Annotated in this window: 19 protein-coding genes; 8 read left to right on the top strand and 11 right to left on the bottom strand. The window is 55.6% G+C overall.

Annotation, left to right across the window (positions count from 1 at the left end):
- The first annotated feature begins 144 nt into the window (after positions 1 to 144).
- The 4 genes from cysK to crr all read left to right on the top strand — a co-directional run bounded on the left by cysK (position 145) and on the right by crr (position 4,012).
- Positions 145 to 1,116: a cysteine synthase A gene (gene cysK / locus C0560_RS14620; RefSeq protein ID WP_102104941.1), complete on the top strand. Its 972-nt coding sequence runs from the start codon at positions 145 to 147 to the stop codon at positions 1,114 to 1,116.
- Between the two features lie 317 nt (positions 1,117 to 1,433).
- The gene (gene ptsH / locus C0560_RS14625; RefSeq protein ID WP_000487600.1) at positions 1,434 to 1,691 is read left to right on the top strand and encodes a phosphocarrier protein Hpr; all 258 of its coding nucleotides are present in this window, start codon (positions 1,434 to 1,436) and stop codon (positions 1,689 to 1,691) included.
- 43 nt (positions 1,692 to 1,734) lie between these two features.
- On the top strand, positions 1,735 to 3,462 hold the full coding sequence (ptsI, locus tag C0560_RS14630; protein ID WP_100779376.1) for a phosphoenolpyruvate-protein phosphotransferase PtsI: 1,728 nt from the start codon (positions 1,735 to 1,737) through the stop codon (positions 3,460 to 3,462).
- A gap of 40 nt (positions 3,463 to 3,502) precedes the next feature.
- A complete protein-coding gene (gene crr / locus C0560_RS14635) occupies positions 3,503 to 4,012 on the top strand; it encodes a PTS glucose transporter subunit IIA (RefSeq protein WP_049841435.1) in 510 nt (169 codons plus the stop codon).
- 44 nt (positions 4,013 to 4,056) lie between these two features.
- On the opposite strand, the gene pdxK is transcribed toward crr, so the two are convergent.
- From pdxK to C0560_RS14685, 10 genes are all read right to left on the bottom strand, one after another.
- On the bottom strand, positions 4,057 to 4,893 hold the full coding sequence (pdxK, locus tag C0560_RS14640; RefSeq protein ID WP_123427138.1) for a pyridoxine/pyridoxal/pyridoxamine kinase: 837 nt from the start codon (positions 4,891 to 4,893) through the stop codon (positions 4,057 to 4,059).
- 5 nt (positions 4,894 to 4,898) lie between these two features.
- Positions 4,899 to 5,810, bottom strand: coding sequence for a cysteine synthase CysM (cysM, locus tag C0560_RS14645; RefSeq protein WP_248858851.1), 912 nt, complete (start codon positions 5,808 to 5,810; stop codon positions 4,899 to 4,901).
- 115 nt (positions 5,811 to 5,925) lie between these two features.
- On the bottom strand, positions 5,926 to 7,020 hold the full coding sequence (cysA, locus tag C0560_RS14650) for a sulfate/thiosulfate ABC transporter ATP-binding protein CysA (protein WP_100779373.1): 1,095 nt from the start codon (positions 7,018 to 7,020) through the stop codon (positions 5,926 to 5,928).
- A complete protein-coding gene (cysW, locus tag C0560_RS14655) occupies positions 7,010 to 7,885 on the bottom strand; it encodes a sulfate/thiosulfate ABC transporter permease CysW (RefSeq protein WP_100779372.1) in 876 nt (291 codons plus the stop codon). Before cysW ends, cysA begins: the two co-directional genes overlap by 11 nt.
- Positions 7,885 to 8,718 (bottom strand): sulfate/thiosulfate ABC transporter permease CysT, encoded by an 834-nt coding sequence (gene cysT, locus C0560_RS14660; protein ID WP_100779371.1) that lies wholly within the window; start codon positions 8,716 to 8,718, stop codon positions 7,885 to 7,887. Before cysT ends, cysW begins: the two co-directional genes overlap by 1 nt.
- The gene (locus C0560_RS14665; protein ID WP_248858854.1) at positions 8,718 to 9,734 is read right to left on the bottom strand and encodes a sulfate ABC transporter substrate-binding protein; all 1,017 of its coding nucleotides are present in this window, start codon (positions 9,732 to 9,734) and stop codon (positions 8,718 to 8,720) included. Before C0560_RS14665 ends, cysT begins: the two co-directional genes overlap by 1 nt.
- A gap of 308 nt (positions 9,735 to 10,042) precedes the next feature.
- On the bottom strand, positions 10,043 to 10,942 hold the full coding sequence (locus C0560_RS14670) for a Dyp-type peroxidase (protein WP_248858856.1): 900 nt from the start codon (positions 10,940 to 10,942) through the stop codon (positions 10,043 to 10,045).
- Positions 10,943 to 11,035: 93 nt separating this feature from the next.
- Complete coding sequence (locus tag C0560_RS14675; RefSeq protein ID WP_123427134.1) at positions 11,036 to 11,620, bottom strand: RpoE-regulated lipoprotein; 585 nt, start codon at positions 11,618 to 11,620, stop codon at positions 11,036 to 11,038.
- Between the two features lie 61 nt (positions 11,621 to 11,681).
- Positions 11,682 to 12,131, bottom strand: coding sequence for a DUF2919 domain-containing protein (locus C0560_RS14680; protein ID WP_102104948.1), 450 nt, complete (start codon positions 12,129 to 12,131; stop codon positions 11,682 to 11,684).
- Positions 12,118 to 12,543: a GNAT family acetyltransferase gene (locus C0560_RS14685; RefSeq protein ID WP_047624910.1), complete on the bottom strand. Its 426-nt coding sequence runs from the start codon at positions 12,541 to 12,543 to the stop codon at positions 12,118 to 12,120. Before C0560_RS14685 ends, C0560_RS14680 begins: the two co-directional genes overlap by 14 nt.
- Positions 12,544 to 12,757: 214 nt before the next feature.
- On the opposite strand from C0560_RS14685, the gene amiA reads away from it, so the two are divergent.
- A complete protein-coding gene (gene amiA / locus C0560_RS14690; protein WP_102104949.1) occupies positions 12,758 to 13,633 on the top strand; it encodes an N-acetylmuramoyl-L-alanine amidase AmiA in 876 nt (291 codons plus the stop codon).
- Positions 13,630 to 14,529, top strand: a complete 900-nt coding sequence (hemF, locus tag C0560_RS14695; RefSeq protein ID WP_100779365.1) for an oxygen-dependent coproporphyrinogen oxidase — start codon at positions 13,630 to 13,632, stop codon at positions 14,527 to 14,529. Before amiA ends, hemF begins: the two co-directional genes overlap by 4 nt.
- A gap of 27 nt (positions 14,530 to 14,556) precedes the next feature.
- Here hemF and maeB read toward each other — a convergent pair whose 3' ends face one another.
- The gene (gene maeB / locus C0560_RS14700; protein WP_102104951.1) at positions 14,557 to 16,836 is read right to left on the bottom strand and encodes an NADP-dependent oxaloacetate-decarboxylating malate dehydrogenase; all 2,280 of its coding nucleotides are present in this window, start codon (positions 16,834 to 16,836) and stop codon (positions 14,557 to 14,559) included.
- Positions 16,837 to 17,128: 292 nt separating this feature from the next.
- On the opposite strand from maeB, the gene tal reads away from it, so the two are divergent.
- Positions 17,129 to 18,079 carry a transaldolase gene (gene tal, locus C0560_RS14705; protein WP_100779362.1) on the top strand — a complete coding sequence of 317 codons (951 nt, stop codon included), beginning with the start codon at positions 17,129 to 17,131 and terminating at the stop codon, positions 18,077 to 18,079.
- A gap of 19 nt (positions 18,080 to 18,098) precedes the next feature.
- Positions 18,099 to 20,087 carry a transketolase gene (tkt, locus tag C0560_RS14710; protein ID WP_248858858.1) on the top strand — a complete coding sequence of 663 codons (1,989 nt, stop codon included), beginning with the start codon at positions 18,099 to 18,101 and terminating at the stop codon, positions 20,085 to 20,087.
- Positions 20,088 to 20,112 lie beyond the last annotated feature (25 nt).

Raw genomic sequence — 20,112 nt, forward strand, 5'->3', positions numbered from 1 at the left:
AAGGGTGGCTTATGCCATCCTTATTCCATACTGATAGCCATTATTTCCTTGCAGCATATAGATATGCGATTTCCTTACTTCCCCATACTTATCCAACAGGTATGCTGGGACGGTATCCCAATTTCATACAGTTAAGGACAGGCCATGAGTAAGATTTACGAAGACAACTCGCTGACTATCGGTCATACGCCCCTGGTTCGACTGAACCGTATCGGTAATGGACGCATTCTGGCGAAGGTAGAATCACGTAACCCGAGCTTCAGCGTAAAATGCCGTATCGGTGCAAACATGATTTGGGATGCCGAAAAACGCGGTGTTCTGAAGCCTGGCGTCGAACTGGTTGAACCGACCAGCGGCAACACAGGGATCGCTCTGGCCTACGTCGCCGCTGCCCGCGGTTACAAACTGACCCTGACAATGCCAGAAACCATGAGCATCGAACGCCGCAAGCTGCTGAAAGCGCTGGGCGCGAATCTGGTGCTGACCGAAGGCGCGAAAGGCATGAAAGGTGCCATTCAGAAAGCGGAAGAAATCGTCGCCAGCGATCCGGCGAAATACCTGCTGCTGCAGCAGTTCAGCAACCCGGCAAACCCGGAAATCCACGAGAAAACCACCGGTCCGGAAATCTGGGAGGATACGGACGGCCAGGTTGACGTCTTTATCTCAGGCGTGGGTACCGGCGGTACGCTGACCGGCGTGAGCCGCTATATTAAAGGCACAAAAGGCAAAAAGGATCTGATCACCGTTGCCGTTGAGCCAACGGACTCCCCGGTTATCGCCCAGGCGCTGGCCGGCGAAGAGATCAAACCCGGTCCACATAAAATTCAGGGTATCGGCGCGGGCTTTATCCCGGGTAACCTGGATCTGAAGCTTATCGATAAAGTCGTTGCGATCACCAACGAAGAGGCGATCTCCACGGCGCGTCGCCTGATGGACGAAGAAGGTATTCTGGCCGGTATCTCCTCCGGCGCGGCAGTCGCTGCTGCCCTGAAGCTTCAGGAAGATGAAACCTTTACCAATAAGACTATTGTGGTTATTCTACCGTCCTCGGGTGAGCGTTATTTAAGCACTGCATTGTTTGCCGATCTGTTCACAGAAAAAGAACTGCAACAGTAATGCCAGCATGTTAATAACGCGTAAAAAAGCACCCAAACGGGTGCTTTTTTGTGGCCTGCGTCAAACTTTTACTCCTCCTGGCATTGATTCACCCCGTCGGGTCTGGTATTTAACCTGACAATTATTTTGAAGCGCGAAATTAATCAATGTGGGAAATACAGAAGCTGAATCGATTTTATGATTTGGTTCAAGTCTCGCTTTCACTGCATAATGTTTAATGACGAGCGAAACGTCAGCGCTAACAAGACAGGCTAAAGTTAAGCCTCCAGGCTAGACTTTAGTTCCACAACACTAAACCTATAAGTTGGGGAAATACAATGTTCCAGCAAGAAGTTACCATTACCGCTCCGAACGGTCTGCACACCCGCCCTGCTGCTCAGTTTGTTAAAGAAGCTAAAGGCTTCACTTCTGAGATCACTGTGACCTCCAACGGCAAAAGCGCTAGCGCGAAAAGCCTGTTCAAGCTGCAGACTCTGGGCCTGACTCAGGGTACCGTCGTGACCATCTCCGCAGAAGGCGAAGACGAGCAGAAAGCAGTTGAGCATCTGGTAAAACTGATGGCTGAGCTCGAGTAAGTTACGGGTTCTTTTCAATATCAGTCACAAGTAAGGTAGGGTTATGATTTCAGGCATTTTAGCATCCCCGGGTATCGCTTTCGGCAAAGCACTTCTGCTGAAAGAAGACGAGATCGTCATCGACCGGAAAAAAATTTCTGCCGACAAGGTTGATCAGGAAGTTGAGCGTTTTCTGAGCGGTCGTGCCAAGGCATCAGCGCAACTGGAAGCGATCAAAACTAAAGCTGGCGAAACTTTCGGTGAAGAAAAAGAAGCCATCTTCGAAGGGCATATCATGCTGCTCGAAGATGAGGAGCTGGAGCAGGAAATCATAGCCCTGATTAAAGATAAGGGCATGACGGCCGACGCGGCTGCACATGAAATTATCGAAGGTCAGGCGACTGCCCTCGAAGAACTGGATGATGAATACCTGAAAGAACGTGCGGCTGACGTACGTGACATCGGTAAGCGCCTGCTGCGCAACATCCTGGGTCTGGCGATCATCGACCTTAGCGCCATTCAGGACGAAGTTATCCTGGTTGCCGCTGATTTGACGCCGTCTGAAACCGCACAGCTGAACCTGAACAAGGTGCTGGGTTTCATCACCGACGCCGGTGGCCGTACCTCCCACACCTCTATCATGGCGCGTTCTCTGGAACTGCCTGCCATCGTGGGTACTGGTAGCGTCACCTCTCAGGTGAAAAACGACGACTATCTGATTCTGGATGCCGTAAATAATCTGGTTTACGTCAACCCAACCAACGAAGAGATCGAAAAGCTGCGTGCCGTTCAGGAGCAAGTTGCTACTGAGAAAGCGGAACTGGCTAAACTGAAAGATCTGCCAGCCATCACGCTGGACGGACATCAGGTTGAAGTGTGCGCGAACATCGGTACCGTACGTGACGTTGATGGCGCTGAGCGCAACGGCGCGGAAGGTGTTGGTCTGTACCGTACAGAATTCCTGTTCATGGACCGTGACGCATTGCCTACTGAAGAAGAGCAGTTTGCGGCATACAAAGCGGTTGCCGAAGCATGCGGCTCTCAGGCTGTTATCGTGCGTACCATGGATATCGGTGGCGACAAAGAGCTGCCGTACATGAACTTCCCGAAAGAAGAAAACCCATTCCTGGGCTGGCGTGCAGTGCGTATCGCCATGGACCGTAAAGAGATCCTTCGCGATCAGGTTCGTGCGATTCTGCGTGCTTCCGCTTTCGGTAAACTGCGCATCATGTTCCCAATGATCATCTCTGTTGAAGAAGTGCGTGCACTGAAGAAAGAGATCGAAATCTACAAACAGGAACTGCGCGACGAAGGTAAAGCCTTTGACGAAACCATCGAAGTGGGCGTGATGGTGGAAACACCAGCGGCAGCAACGATTGCTCGTCATTTGGCCAAAGAAGTCGACTTCTTTAGTATCGGCACCAATGATTTAACGCAGTACACCCTGGCAGTTGACCGTGGTAATGATATGATTTCACATCTCTACCAGCCAATGTCACCGTCCGTACTCACGCTAATCAAGCAAGTTATTGATGCTTCTCATGCTGAAGGTAAATGGACTGGCATGTGTGGTGAGCTTGCAGGCGACGAACGTGCTACACTTCTGTTGCTGGGTATGGGTCTGGACGAATTCTCTATGAGCGCCATTTCCATCCCGCGCATTAAGAAGATTATCCGTAACACGAACTTCGAAGATGCGAAGGTGTTAGCAGAGCAGGCTCTTGCTCAACCGACAACGGACGAGTTAATGACGCTGGTTAACAAGTTCATTGAAGAAAAAACAATCTGCTAATCCACGAGATGCGGCCCAAATTACTGCTTAGGAGAAGATCATGGGTTTGTTCGATAAACTGAAATCTCTGGTTTCTGATGATAAGAAAGACACCGGAACTATTGAGATTATTGCTCCGTTGTCTGGCGAAATCGTCAATATCGAAGACGTGCCGGATGTAGTTTTTGCCGAAAAAATCGTTGGTGATGGTATTGCTATCAAACCAACTGGTAACAAAATGGTTGCGCCAGTTGACGGCACCATCGGTAAAATTTTTGAAACCAACCATGCGTTCTCTATCGAATCTGATAGCGGTATCGAACTGTTCGTACACTTCGGTATCGACACCGTTGAGCTGAAAGGCGAAGGCTTCAAGCGTATCGCTGAAGAAGGCCAGCGTGTGAAAGTAGGCGATCCGGTCATCGAATTCGACCTGGCGCTGCTGGAAGAGAAAGCCAAGTCTACCCTGACTCCGGTTGTTATCTCCAACATGGACGAAATCAAAGAACTGATCAAACTGTCTGGCAGCGTTACCGTGGGTGAAACTCCGGTCATCCGCATCAAGAAGTAATTCTTGCCGCACAGAAAAATGGCGCCTTCGGGCGCCATTTTTGTTTATGCGGGGAGGATTAGCTCATCAAAGCCTTTTTCCTGGGTGTACTTCATCACCTCTGTCACACGGTCGCCCGCACGGCGTATCGCTTCAGCGACGTCCCTGCCCTGCACAATGCCGCTTACCAGCTCAGAGCAGAACAGATCCCCGGTTCCTTTCAGGTCGGTTGCGACGCGCGGATGATTCGTCACCGTCACACCGTCCTTCGTCACCAGCACCACGTGAATATTTTCAGGATCAGATTCCACCGGCGCACTGGTAATCGCCACCCACTTCAGTGAGTCAGACAGCAGACTTTGTGCGGCAGTAATTGCGCTTTCCGGCGTCCGGCACGGCTGACCGCTCAACACTTCAAGCTCAAAAACGTTCGGCGTAATACCCTGCGCCAGCGGCAGTAAATGCTCGCGATAGGCTTGCGGAATTTCGGGTTTCACGTAGATCCCGCTGTCGATATCACCAATGACCGGATCGACCAGCACGAACAAATCAGGGTGTTTTTCTTTGATGGCCACCAGCCACTCAGCCAGAATGGCAATCTGGCTGGCACTGCCCATATAACCCGTGGTCACCGCTTTCAGCTCGCGCAACACATCGCGCTCTTCGAGGGCTTTCAGATAGCCGCTGAACCAGTCGTCGGGGATCACGCCGCCGTAAAAGGTGTCGTAATGCGGGGTATTGCTGAACAGCACCGTCGGAACGGCTGTCACGGTCAGCTGATGTTGTCTGATATTAGGCACCGCAATGCTGTTGCCCACGCTGCCATAAACCACCTGCGACTGCACCGCGACGATATCCGTCTGCTGCGCACGGGTTTTATCCCGAAATAAAATCATCTCCATGACGCTTAAATCCCCGCCCCCTGCGAATAACTCTCTTCACCAAAGACGCCAGTAGACAGATAACGGTCACCACGGTCGCAAATAATCGCCACCACAACCGCGCCCGGACAGGCCTGCGCCACGCGTAATGCTCCGGCTACCGCGCCACCCGAACTGACGCCGCAGAAGATACCTTCCCGCACCGCCAGTTCACGCATGGTATTTTCCGCTTCACGCTGATGAATATCCAGCACCTGGTCCACAAGCTGGGCATTAAAAATCCCCGGCATGTACTCCGCTGGCCAGCGGCGGATCCCCGGAATGCTGCTCCCCTCTTCCGGCTGCAGGCCCACAATGGTGACCCGTTTTTCCTGCTCGCGCAGAAAACGGGAGACGCCGGTAATGGTGCCCGTGGTGCCCATACTGGAGACGAAGTGGCTGATGCGCCCTTCGCTCTGGCGCCAGATTTCCGGCCCGGTAGTGGTGTAGTGCGCGTAAGGGTTATCGGGATTATTAAACTGGTCCAGCAATGTGCCTTCGCCGCGCTGGGCCATGTCGAGGGCCAGATCGCGTGCCCCTTCCATCCCCTGCTCTTTGGTGACGAGGATCAGCTCAGCGCCATACGCGCGCATTGCGGCACGCCGCTCCTGGCTCATGTTGTCCGGCATCAGCAATTTCATGTGATAGCCTTTCAGCGCCGCAATCATCGCCAGCGCAATGCCGGTGTTACCGCTGGTCGCTTCAATCAGCACGTCGCCGGGCTTAATCTCCCCGCGCTTTTCCGCCTCAACAATCATCGACAATGCCGCGCGATCTTTAACGGAACCGGCAGGATTATTCCCCTCCAGTTTGACCCAGATTTCGCTGCCATTATCGGGGTTCATGCGTTGCAGCTTAACCAGAGGGGTGTTGCCGATGGTTTGTTCTAATGTGTTCACGAATTCTGTCCAATAAAAAGCCCGGTGGCGCTTTTGCTTACCGGGCCTACAGGGATCGTTTTGTAGGCCGGGTAAGCGCAGCGCCACCCGGCAAATACCACGTCACTTTAACCTATCAGGCTGACTCCGCCAGAGCAAGATCCTCGCGCGACTCGATACGCTCGTTGCCGTGATAGATACGCGCATGCTGCAGGCCGACAAACAGGCGATCGCCCCGCGATGGCGCCTCTTCGTCACGCATTACCACCGTCAATGGCTCGGTATACCAGCCCAGGGGTTGTACCACTAATTGTGTATAATGCCCTTTAGGGCTAGCCTCAAGCACCTGCACCGGCAATGGAGAATCGAGGCTGGTGCGGCGACTGACGTCCACTTCCCACGGGCGCAAGAACAGATCGACCGGTCCCTGATGGGCAGGCGTGTAACCCAGCGGCCAGCGGTGGGCGCCGACGTGGAACTGCCCACCGCGAATGGTGCCCTGCATGCGGTTCACTTCGCCCATAAACTCCAGAACGAAACGGGTCGCAGGCTCACGCCACAGCTGTTCCGGCTCATCAACTTGTTCGATATTCCCCTGGCTCATCACCACCACGCGATCGGCCACTTCCATCGCCTCTTCCTGGTCGTGCGTCACAAAGACGCTGGTAAATTTCAGCTCCTCGTGAAGCTGACGCAGCCAGCGACGCAGCTCTTTACGCACCTGCGCGTCCAGCGCGCCAAAAGGTTCGTCGAGCAGCAGGATCTGCGGCTCAACCGCCAGAGCACGAGCCAGCGCCACGCGCTGTTTCTGCCCACCGGAAAGCTGTGCCGGATAACGGTCGGCGAGATGGGCCAGCTGCACCATCTCCAGCAGTTTGGTCACTTTCGCTTTGATAGTCGCGGCATTCGGACGCTCGCGACGCGGCAGCACGGTCAGGCCAAAGGCGATGTTATCGAACACCGTCATATGGCGGAACAGGGCGTAATGCTGGAACACAAAACCGACTTTACGATCGCGAGCATGCAGGCGGCTGACATCGGTTCCGTGGAAGCGAATATGGCCGCTGGTCTGATGCTCAAGACCGGCAATAATACGCAGCAGCGTGGTTTTACCGGAGCCGGACGGCCCAAGCAGCGCCACCATCTGTCCGGAAGGGATATCCAGCGAGATATCGTTCAGCACCTGGGTGCGGCCGAAAGACTTCTTAATATTGGCAATCTCAATGCTCATGATTTCCCTCCTGCTGCAGGCGTTTCTCTTGATTCTCTAAACGCCACTGCACCACACTCTTTAAAAACAAGGTCAAAATAGCCATCAGCGTCAGCAGGGCTGCGGCGGTAAAGGAACCGACGGTGTTATAGTCCTGCTCCAGCAATTCAATCTGTAGCGGCAGCGACAGGGTTTCACCGCGAATCGAGCCGGAAACCACCGACACCGCGCCAAATTCACCAATCGCACGCGCGTTGGTCAGCACCACGCCGTACAGCAACGCCCAGCGGATGTTCGGCAGCGTCACGCGCTTGAACATCTGCCAGCCGGACGCGCCCAGCAGGATCGCCGCTTCATCTTCGTGGCTGCCCTGACTCAACATCACCGGCACCAGCTCACGCACCACGAACGGACAGGTCACAAAAATCGTCACCAGCACCATGCCCGGCCAGGCGAACATGATTTGCAGGTTGTGCTCGTCCAGCCAGCCGCCCAACGGACCGTTAGAGCCGTAGAACAGAAGGTAGATCAGACCGGCAACCACCGGCGATACGGCAAAGGGAATATCCAGCAGCGTCAGCAGGAGCTGGCGGCCAGGGAAGTTAAACCGCGTCACCAGCCACGCCAGCAAAATCCCGAACACCAGATTCACCGGCACGGTAATCAGGGCGATCATCACCGTCAGCCAGATCGCGTGCAGCATGTCCGGGTCAGCCAGGTTCTGCAGCGCGGGCATAATCCCTTTGCTGAACGCCTGCACGAAGATGTAAACCATCGGGACAACGAGAATAAAAGCCGACACCAGCACGCCGGTGCCAATCAGGAACCATTTTCCCCAGTTAATGCGGGGAGCGTCGTAGCGCTTCAATTGTGTAACTTCCGCCATCAGTGACCTACCACACGCCGACCAAAGCGACTTTGCAGAGTGTTAATCGAGAACAACAGCAGCAGCGATGCGGCCAGGATCACCGAGGCAATCGCGCTCGCCGCCGGATAGTCAAACTCCTGCAAGCGAACAAAAATCATCAGCGAGGTCACTTCGGTTTTCCACGCGATGTTGCCCGCGATGAAAATCACTGCGCCAAATTCGCCGAGGCTGCGGGTGAACGAAAGCGCCACGCCTGCCAGCAGCGCCGGAGAAAGCTCCGGTAACACCACTTTGCAGAAGCTCTGAATACGCGTCGCGCCGAGGGTTTCCGCGGCCTCTTCATATTCCGGGCCAAGCTCTTCCAGAACCGGCTGCACGGTACGCACCACGAACGGAATACTGGTAAAGGCCATCGCCACCGCGATCCCAAGCCAGGTATAGGTCACTTTGATGTCAAACTGCGCCAGCCACTGGCCGTAAAAACCGTTCACCGAAAACAGCGACGCGAGGGTCAAACCCGCCACCGCCGTCGGCAGCGCGAAGGGTAAATCCATCAGCGCGTCCAGCAGCGTGCGGCCGGGGAAACGATAGCGAGTTAAGATCCACGCCATCAGCAGGCCGAATACGCCGTTGAAAATCGATGCCACAAACGCCGACAGCAGCGTGACCTTATATGCCGCCACAACCTGCGGATTAGTGATCACTTCCCAGTACTGGGCCCAGCTCATCTCAGAGAGCTGCATCACCAGCGCACTTAACGGCAACAGCAAAATCAGACAGACGAACAGCAGGCTGGTCCCTAGGCTTAAGGTAAAGCCGGGCAGCACACGTCTGGAGGAGACTGCAAACATCACTTACGCCCCGCCGCCAACAGTTTGTCCAGCTCACCACCGGTGGTGAAGTGGGTTTTCATCACCTCAGGCCAGGAGCCAAACTGGTCTTCCACGCGGAACAGATCGGTCTGCGGGAATTTGTCTTTCAGCTTGTTCATCACATCCGGATTCGCCACGCGATAGTAATAGTCGGTGATGATGGTTTGCGCCTGCGGGCTATAGAGATAGTTCAGGTACGCCTTCGCCGCTTTCTCCGTACCGTTGGCTTTGACGTTCTTGTCCACCCACGCGACCGGGAATTCAGCAAAGATATTGACCTTCGGCACCACCACTTCGAAGCCCTGCGCTTCGTACTGTTTACGGATGTTATTCACTTCCGATTCGAAGCTTATCAACACATCGCCCAGCCCGCGTTCCACGAAGGTGGTGGTCGCACCGCGACCGCCGGTATCGAACACTTCCACGTTTCTCAGGAACTGAGTCATAAACTGCTCGTTTTTGGCTTTATCGCCGCCGTCCGCTTTGTCGGCTGCACCCCAGGCCGCCAGATAGGTATAGCGCGCGTTACCGGAGGTTTTTGGATTCGGGAAGATCAGCTTCACGTCTGAACGCACCAGATCGTTCCAGTCATGGATGTTTTTCGGGTTGCCCTTACGCACCAGGAACGCCATGGTCGAGTAGAACGGCGAGCTGTTATTCGGCAGACGGCTCTGCCAGTCCGCCGGGATCAGGTTGCCTTTGTCATGCAGGATCTGCACATCAGTAATCTGGTTGTAGGTCACCACATCGGCTTTCAGACCCTGCAAAATCGCCAGCGCCTGCTTGGAAGAGCCAGCGTGAGATTGCTTGATGGTCAGCTTGTCGCCGTTGTTTTCTTTCGCCCACTGTTGTTCAAACGGCGGGTTCAGGGCGGCAAACAGTTCGCGGGAGACATCATAGGAACTGTTAAGCAGCTCAGTCGCCTGCGCCTGCGCGACCAGCAACAGCGAAGCTGCCAGCGCCAGATATCCTTTTTTCAGTACAGTAACGGCCATTGCGCACCCTTCTCAATGTGATGACGTAGATCTATCCCATCAGGCGTGATTGTTGCAGTCAGTTGGGCATGGACAGCGCGGAAGAACCGGAGCATACACGGTGTGCGTGAGGATTCTGAGCGCTGCCCAGGCCCAAACTGACAACTAAAATAGCCTGATGGGATGGCTCTTTCTTATAGCCATAATATTTATAACGAGTACGAAAGGAGTAACGGTTTTATATACCGTTTGGTGATTTACCAGCAGAAAAGGGAATAAGGGGCGGGGGTGAGTGCCGGGTGGCGCATGCGCTTACCCGGCCTATAGCATTACAGAGCCAGCAGACGCTCAACGGATGGTGCGAAGTAGTAGCCGCCGGTCACCGGTTTGGTGAAGCGCAGCATCGCGTCGCGCTTGCCATCGGTGTCCCCAAACATGCTCAGAAGCTGCTGCTCGATATTGTACAGACGCGCGCAGTAGGCGCAGAAGTACAGGCCGTGAGTGCCGCTCGCCGTTCCGTACGGCAGGCTCTGGCGCACAATCTTCAGCCCTTTACCGTCTTCTTTCAGATCGACACGGGTCAGGTGAGACGTTACCGGGCGGGCATCGCCGTCGATCTCGTCGTTGGCCTCTTTGGTACGGCCAATCATCATCTCCTGGTCGTGAACACTCATGCGGTTAAGCTGCTTGAGGTTATGTTCCCAGCGCTGCACAAACACGTAGCTGCCGCCTGCGTCCACGCCGTCTTTGATTACCGCCACCTCGCGACGCGTCTCTTCGCCCGCCGGGTTTTCGGTACCATCAACGAAACCGCTCAGATCGCGCTCTTCTACCCAGCGGAAACCATGTATCTCTTCCTGCACCTTGATGCTGTCGCCAAAGGCTTCCACTGCCGCCTGCGCCACGGAGAAATTGACGTCATGACGCAGAGACAAAATATGGATCAGCACGTCGTACTGGGTGGCCGGTGCCAGACCTTTCCCGTAAGGGATAAAGTCTTTCAGCTCTTCAGCGCCTTCGCCGCCGCTCAGCTGACGCCAGACGTCATTGCCAAAGGCGACCACCGCGCCGAGGTGCGCATCCGGGAATTTGGCCTGGAAGGTGGCCAGTTTATCGACAAATACTTTGCTGGCCGCACGCAGGGCATCCACATCCCCGTTAACATTGGCTTCAATCCAAATCGCCGCGCGGCAATGTTCTGGCAAAATGCCACTCTGAACCTGAGACATCGCTCCTCCTGAAAAAAAAGATGCCACGCGTTCGTGGCATTGATGGCGGCTATTATACCTGGATTTCAGCGAGGCGGTTTGTTCAGGCGCAAATTACTGCTGCCAGATAATTTTGCTCACGGTCCAGTTTTTGAGGGTGTCGTCCGCAGGCATCAACCCTTCCGGGCCGCTCCACTCGCCGGTGAAGAGATAGCGAATATGCTGGCTGTCTTTGGCTTTACACTCCACCGCGACTTTCTCATCCGCAACCGCGCTTTCACAGTTGCCGAATGCTTTCTGATACAGCTCGCTAAATGGCGTACCGACTTTCACGCCGCTGTCAGTCTCCACATCGCGGTCCAGCACTTCAACACGATTTACGGTGCCTTTATCGCCATTGATAATCAGCGCCAGCTTGTCGTCTTTCAGCGCTTCGAAGTAGTGCACAATGGCACCATTCTCCGTTTTCATGCCGCTACGCAGGCGGTAATCACTGCTTAAGGCGGATTCAATCGCTTCCTGATTCAGCGGCGTTGTCGCGTTAATATTTCCGACGCCCTTCTCAGTCACTTCGAATGAGGAGCCAAACCAGTTCCACGGATAGGCCGCCGACCAGTTAATGGAGGAGATTGACGATAGCGTTGAACATCCGGTTAACACCAGCGGCAAAGCGCATAAAACTAAACGCAGCGATTTCATTGAAACGTCCTTTCTTGTTAATTCAACGCTTGTTGGAGTCCGGCATCGATAAAAAGTGCCTTTAATCTTTTTCTATCGTGAAACTGGCGCGCAGACGCGGGTGCGTCAGCAGCCACAGCAGCGCGACAATATCCGCCACGACCAGCGCAATACCGATTCCGCCGAGAGGCTCGCCGTAAAACCACAGCAACGGCTGCCAGCACAGCAGCACCACCTGGGCGAGAATCAACAGCCAGCGCAGGCTGTACCAGATGCGCGGAAAAAGCTGTCGCCGTCCGCTGAGTAAAAAGGCCAGCACCGCCGGGACGCCGGGCAACAGCCCGAGCCAGAAGTTATCGCGATCGGGATAAAACAGATTCAGCAGCGTACTTCCCTGATCGCGGGACGCCCCCGCCACCACGAACAAAACCCAGGTTCGCGCCTGAAGCAGCAGCACACACCAGAATAAAAAGGGCAATTTGACGCGGCCCTGACTGTCATAGTGGGCCGGGTGAAACTCAGTATTCTTCATCTTCGATCAGGCGCTTCCCTAAATTCAGGACATCAGCGTGCTCATATCCAAGACGCTCGTACATCCCCAACACCACATCATTATCTTCGCGCACCATGATCTGAATCTTAGGGCAGCCGCGGGCAATCAGTTTCTTTTCCAGGCGGTTGAGCAGCGCGTTGGCGATGCCGCGACCCCGATATTCCGGGTGAACGCCGAGGTAATAGGCCGAGCCGCGGTGGCCGTCGTAGCCGCCCATCACCGTCCCCACCACTTCACCGTTGACTTCGGCGACCAGGAACAGGCTGACGTCGTGATTGACCTTACGCTCGATATCCATTTCCGGATCGTTCCACGGACGCAACAGATCGCAGCGTTCCCAAAGGGTAATCACCTCTTCGAAATCTTCCTGGCGAAAAACGCGTATCTCCATGGTATTAACCGCCTTTTTGGGTTTAAAAACAGTGATTATGGCGCGAACGCCGCCAATAGCCAATAAGCGGCGAAAAATGTGCGAAAATTTGGCATAATGTCACTCTGTCACGTATTGAAATGAAAAGTAAAACAATTCTCAACAAGGACTGTCGTCACGCTAAACGCGATACGATATAACACCAGGACCCCCAATTTTTTACAATTCAGGCCGCATGAGCACATTCAAACCTTTAAAAACACTCACATCGCGTCGTCAGGTTCTCAAAGCGGGGCTGGCGGCCTTGACGTTAACAGGCATCGCACAGGCACAGGCTAAAGACGATAGCACCCTGAAAACCAGCAATGGACACAGTAAGCCCAAGGTAAAAAAAGCCGGGGCAAAACGGGTGGTGATGCTCGATCCGGGACACGGCGGAATCGACACCGGCGCAATTGGTCGCAACGGCTCGAAAGAGAAACATGTGGTGCTGGCGATCGCCAAAAACGTGCGCTCGATTCTGCGCAGTAACGGCATTGACGCGCGTCTGACGCGCAGCGGCGATACCTTTATCCCGCTGTATGACCGCGTAGAGATCGCCCACCAGCACGGCGCGGATCTGTTTATGTCGATTCACGCCGATGGATTTACCAACCCGAGCGCCGCGGGTGCGTCGGTGTTTGCCCTCTCCAACCGCGGTGCGAGTAGCGCCATGGCGAAATACTTATCCGATCGCGAGAACCGCGCGGATGAAGTGGCGGGCAAAAAAACCACCGATAAAGACCATCTCCTGCAGCAGGTATTGTTCGATCTGGTTCAGACCGACACCATCAAAAACAGCCTGACGCTCGGGTCGCATATTCTAAAGAAGATCAAACCGGTGCATCGCCTGCACAGTAAAGGCACGGAACAGGCGGCGTTTGTGGTACTGAAATCACCATCAATTCCGTCCGTGCTGGTCGAGACATCGTTCATCACGAACCCGGAAGAAGAGCGTCTGCTCGGCACCACCGCGTTTCGCCAGAAGATCGCCAACGCCATCGCCTCCGGAGTGATCAGTTACTTCAACTGGTTTGATAATCAAAAAGCGCATTCGACGAGACGTAAATGAAACCGAACTCTCAGCAGGTCAAAGCGTTTCTGCTGCAACTGCAGGATCAGATTTGCCAGAAACTGGCCGCCGTCGACGGGGGCGAATTTCAGGAAGACAACTGGCAGCGCGAGGCTGGCGGCGGCGGGCGCAGCCGCGTGCTGCGTAACGGCGGCGTGTTTGAGCAGGCAGGCGTTAACTTCTCTCACGTTCACGGTGACGCCATGCCGGCCTCAGCCACCGCGCATCGCCCGGAGCTGGCCGGACGCAGTTTTGAAGCCATGGGCGTCTCATTGGTCGTTCATCCGCACAGCCCGTTTGTGCCCACCAGCCACGCCAACGTGCGCTTTTTCATCGCCGAGAAACCGGGTGCCGATCCGGTGTGGTGGTTTGGCGGCGGCTTCGATTTAACGCCCTACTACGGCTTTGAAGAGGACGCCGTTCACTGGCACCGCACTGCGCGCGATATTTGTCAGCCCTTTGGCGAAGAGGTTTATCCGAAGTACAAGAAGTGGTGCGACGACTATTTCTATCTCAAGCACCGGAACGAACAGCGCGGGATTGGCGGATTATTCTTCGACGATTTGAATGCGCCCGATTTTGATACGGCGTTCAGCTTTATGCAGGCGGTTGGCGAAGGCTATACGGACGCCTACCTGCCGATTGTCGAACGGCGCAAAGGGACGGATTACGGCGTGCGCGAGCGTGAGTTCCAGCTTTATCGTCGCGGGCGTTACGTGGAGTTCAACCTGGTGTGGGATCGCGGCACGCTGTTTGGACTACAAACCGGCGGGCGCACGGAGTCGATTCTGATGTCGATGCCGCCGCTGGTGCGCTGGGAGTATAATTTCGAGCCAAAAGAAGGCAGCCCGGAGGCTGCCTTGAGTGAGTTTCTGAAAGTCCGCGAGTGGGTTTAATACCCGACAGCACAGACGACGCCGCGCTTACAGCGGCTGCGTCTGTGCTTCGACTACCGCCAGCGCAACCATGTTGACGATACGACGCACGGACGCAATCTGCGTTAACACATGTACCGGTTTTGCGACGCCCATCAGTACCGGCCCCACGGTCACCCCTTCAGAACTGGAAACACGCAGCAGGTTATAGCTGATACGCGCCGCTTCCACGTTCGGCATAATCAGCACGTTCGCCGAGCCTTTCAGTGGGCTGTCCGGCATCCGCTCGTTACGGATACTCTCAACCAGCGCGGCATCGCCGTGCATCTCACCATCAATCATCAGCTCTGGCGCGCGTTCACGCACCAGCTCCAGCGTCTGGCGCATTTTGCAGGCCGCCGCAGATTTGGATGAACCAAAGTTAGAGTGCGACAGCAGCGCCACTTTCGGTTCGATACCAAAACGACGGACGGTTTCCGCCGCCATCACGGTGATTTCCGCCAGCTCTTCCGGCGTCGGATCGTCGTTGACGTAGGTGTCGGCAATAAAGGTGTTACCGCTTGGCAGCAGCAGCGCATTCATCGCCCCCGCCGTATGCACGCCGTCGCGATAGCCAAAGATCTCCTGCACCACGCTGAAGTGCTCGTGATAATCGCCAATCGTCCCGCAGATCAGGGCGTCAGCTTCACCACGATGAACCATGATCGCACCGATCACCGTGGTGTTGCTGATCACCGCGCGCTGCGCCTGCTCCTGAGTGATCCCCCGGCGCTTCATAATGCTGTAGTACTCGCTCCAGTACTCTTTGAAGCGCGGATCCGATTCGTTGTTCACGATCTCAAAATCGACACCCGGTTTGATCTGCAGACCGAGTTTCTGGATGCGCATTTCGATCACGCTCGGACGACCAATCAGAATCGGTTTCGCCAGCCCCAAGGTGATCAGCTCCTGCGTCGCATGCAGCACACGCGCCTCTTCGCCTTCGGCCAGCACCACGCGTTTAGCGTCGGCGCGCGCCTGCGAGAAGATCGGCTTCATGAACAGGTTCGTTTTGTAGACAAACTCGGTCAGCTTATCGATATAAGCGTCGAAGTCCTCAATCGGGCGCGTCGCCACGCCGGAATCCATCGCCGCTTTGGCAACGGCCGGGGCGATTTTGACGATTAAACGCGGGTCGAACGGTTTCGGAATGATGTAGTCCGGGCCGAAGCTCAGATCCTGATCGCCATACGCCGAGGCCACCACTTCGCTCTGCTCCGCATGGGCCAGCTCCGCAATCGCATGGACAGCCGCGAGCTTCATCTCTTCGTTTATCGCCGTGGCACCCACGTCCAGCGCACCGCGGAAGATGAACGGGAAGCACAGCACGTTGTTGACCTGGTTTGGATAGTCGGAACGGCCAGTACAGATAATGGCGTCTTCACGCACGGATTTCGCCAGCGGCGGCAGGATTTCCGGCTCCGGGTTTGCCAGCGCCAGGATCATAGGCGCACGCGCCATTTTCGTGACCATTTCCGGGGTCAGCACTTTCGGGCCAGAGCAGCCGAGGAAGATATCCGCCCCTTCAATTACATCGTCCAGCGTGCGTTTGCCGTCATCCACCACCGCGTAGGCGGCTTTGGTTTCCGCCATGTTCGGCTCGCGATCTTTATAGATAACGCCTTTCGAATCACAGACCACGATGTTATGTTTCTGCATGCCCAGCGCCACCAGCAGGTTCATACAGGCAATCGCTGCCGCACCCGCGCCGGAAACAACCATGCGCACATCAGAGAGATTTTTCTCGACCACGCGCAGTCCGTTCAAAATGGCCGCCGTACTAATGATCGCCGTACCGTGCTGGTCATCGTGGAACACGGGAATGTTCATACGTTCACGCAGTTTCTGCTCAATGTAGAAACATTCCGGCGCTTTGATGTCTTCAAGGTTGATGCCGCCAAAGGTAGGCTCCAGCGCGGCCACAACGTTAATAAATTTGTCCGGGTCCAGCTCATCCACTTCAATATCAAACACGTCGATACCGGCGAATTTCTTGAACAGTACGCCCTTCCCTTCCATCACCGGCTTACCGGCCAGCGCCCCGATATTGCCCAGCCCGAGCACCGCGGTGCCGTTGGAAATGACCGCCACCAGGTTGCCGCGAGCGGTGTATTTGTAGGCCGCTAACGGATCTTTTTCGATCTCAAGGCAAGGCGCGGCAACGCCGGGTGAATAGGCCAGCGCCAGATCGCGCTGCGTGGCGAGTGGCTTAGTGGGGGAAACCTGGATTTTGCCCGGTACAGGGAATTGATGAAAATCGAGGGCACTCTGTCTTAACTGATCATCCATCTTATTGTTCCTTTCACGTATCGATCAAAAAGGGTGGCGTACTCACGTTCCTGATGCTCACCCTGGAGTGGCGCATAGTATCGCCCCTGCGGACGGTTCAAACTTTGAAGGCAGCCAAACTCTCACCATCGCAGGGCAAAATTTGTTATCAATTTATAACAACCATGTTACCCACTCCCGAAAGCAATGCCTCCCCCGTCTGCTATGCTTTTTTGTTAAGTACGTCATGTATTTCGCAGAAGTGTGAACGAACGCACTCGCTTAACTCTGTTATTTCTAAGGAGTCATTTCCATGAATCAATTAGACGGCATCAAACAATTCACCACGGTGGTCGCCGACAGCGGCGATATCGAGTCCATCCGCCACTATCAACCGGAAGATGCGACCACCAACCCGTCACTGCTGCTGAAGGCGGCCGGCCTTGCGCACTTTAGCCACCTGATCGATGACGCCATCGACTACGGCAAACAGCGCGGCAAAACTCAGGAGCAGAAAGTGGCGGAGGCCAGCGACAAACTGGCGGTCAATATCGGTGCGGAAATTCTGAAAAGCATCCCTGGACGCGTCTCGACGGAAGTGGACGCACGCCTGTCGTTTGACAAAGAAAAGAGCATCGCCAAAGCGCGCCGCCTGGTTGAGCTGTACCAGGAGCAGGATATCGATAAATCGCGCATTCTGATTAAACTCGCCTCCACCTGGGAGGGCATTCGCGCCGCCGAAGTGCTGGAAAAAGAGGGGATCAACTGCAACCTGACGCTGCTGTTCTCCTTTGCCCAGGCACGTGCCTGCGCCGAAGCGGGCGTGTTCCTCGTCTCGCCGTTTGTTGGCCGTATATACGACTGGTATCAGGCGAAACAGCCGATGGACCCGTACGTGGTGGAAGAGGATCCGGGCGTGAAATCGGTGCGTAATATCTACGATTACTTCAAACAGCACCGCTATGAAACCATCGTGATGGGGGCCAGCTTCCGTCGCACCGAGCAGATCCTGGCGCTGGCAGGCTGCGACCGTCTGACCATCTCCCCTAATCTGCTGAAAGATCTGCAGGAAAAAGAAGAACCGGTGGTGCGTAAGCTCATCCCGACCTCAACCGTCCTGCCAAAACCGAAGCCGCTCACCGAAGCCGAGTTCCGCTGGGAACATAATCAGGACGCGATGGCCGTGGATAAACTGGCCGAAGGCATCCGCCTTTTCGCCGTTGACCAGCGCAAACTGGAAGATCTTCTCGCCGCCAAACTGTAATCATGCCATGGAGTGAATTATGTCCCGTAAAGAGCTAGCCAATGCCATTCGCGCCCTCAGCATGGATGCGGTACAAAAAGCCAATTCTGGCCACCCCGGCGCGCCGATGGGCATGGCCGATATCGCCGAAGTGCTGTGGAATGACTTCCTGAAACACAACCCGACGGACCCAACCTGGTATGACCGCGACCGCTTTATTCTCTCTAACGGTCACGCCTCGATGCTGTTGTATAGCCTGCTGCACCTTTCCGGCTACGACCTGCCGCTCGAAGAGCTGAAAAACTTCCGTCAGCTGCACTCTAAAACGCCAGGCCACCCGGAGCTGGGCTATACGCCGGGCGTGGAAACCACCACCGGTCCCCTCGGCCAGGGGCTGGCGAACGCCGTCGGGCTGGCGATTGGCGAACGTACGCTGGGCGCGCAGTTCAACCAGCCGGATCATGAGATTGTCGATCACTTCACCTACGTATTTATGGGCGACGGCTGTCTGATGGAGGGGATTTCCCACGAGGTCTGCTCGCTGGCGGGGACGCTTGGGCTTGGCAAACTGATCGGTTTTTACGATCACAACGGCATTTCCATCGACGGGGAGACCGAAGGCTGGTTCACCGACGATACGGCAAAACGCTTCGAGGCCTATCACTGGCATGTGGTGCATGAAATCGACGGCCACGACCCGGAAGCAATCAAGAAAGCGATTCTTGAAGCCCAGAGCGTGAAGGACAAACCGTCGCTGATTATCTGCCGTACGGTGATTGGCTTCGGTTCCCCTAACAAAGCGGGCAAAGAGGAGGCGCACGGCGCGGCGCTGGGTGAAGAGGAAGTGGCGCTGACGCGGCAGAAACTGGGCTGGAAATACCCGGCCTTTGAGATCCCGAAAGAGATTTACAAAGCCTGGGACGCACGCGAGGACGGCGAAAAAGCCCAGCAGGCGTGGAATGAAAAATTCAGCGCTTACAAAAAGGCGCATCCTGATTTGGCGGCTGAGTTCTCACGACGCATGAGCGGCGGCCTGCCGGACGAGTGGGAAGCGAAAACTCAGGCGCTGATTGACGATCTCCAGGCCAATCCGGCGAAAATCGCCACCCGTAAAGCGTCGCAAAATACCCTTAACGTCATCGGCCCGATCCTGCCGGAGCTGCTGGGCGGCTCGGCGGACTTGGCCCCAAGTAACCTGACGATCTGGTCCGGCTCGACCTCCCTGAAAGAGGATATCTCCGGAAACTACATCCACTACGGCGTGCGCGAGTTCGGGATGACGGCCATCGCGAATGGTATCGCCCATCACGGCGGATTTGTCCCTTACACCGCCACCTTCCTGATGTTCGTCGAGTATGCCCGTAATGCGGCGCGTATGGCGGCGCTGATGAAAGCGCGGCAGATTATGGTCTACACCCACGACTCCATCGGACTGGGGGAAGACGGTCCGACGCACCAGGCGGTTGAACAGCTCGCCAGCCTGCGCCTGACGCCAAACTTCAGCACCTGGCGGCCTTGCGATCAGGTCGAAGCGGCTGTCGGCTGGAAGCTGGCGGTGGAGCGCCACACCGGGCCGACGGCGCTGATCCTGTCGCGTCAGAATCTGGCGCAGATCGAGCGTACGCCGGAGCAGGTAAAAAATATCGCCCGTGGGGGTTACATCCTGAAAGACAGCGGCGGTAAGCCGGATGTGATTTTGATTGCGACAGGTTCGGAAATTGAAATCACGGTGAAAGCGGCGGAGAAGCTTACCGCCGAAGGACACGCCGTTCGCGTGGTGTCTCTGCCTTCGACGGATATTTTTGATGCGCAGGATGAGGCCTACCGGGAATCCGTGCTCCCTTCAAACGTCGCCGCGCGCGTGGCCGTGGAGGCGGGGATTGCCGACTACTGGTACAAATATGTCGGCCTGAAAGGGGCTATCGTCGGGATGACGGGGTACGGTGAATCGGCACCGGCGGATAAGCTGTTCCCGTACTTTGGCTTTACGGTTGAGAACGTGGTCGAGAAGGCGCTCGGCGTGCTGTAGTTCGCACTGAAGTGCGCGCTGCTGC

Origin of the sequence: Lelliottia sp. AC1, assembly GCF_023278595.1 — a bacterium.
Taxonomy (GTDB): domain Bacteria; phylum Pseudomonadota; class Gammaproteobacteria; order Enterobacterales; family Enterobacteriaceae; genus Enterobacter; species Enterobacter nimipressuralis.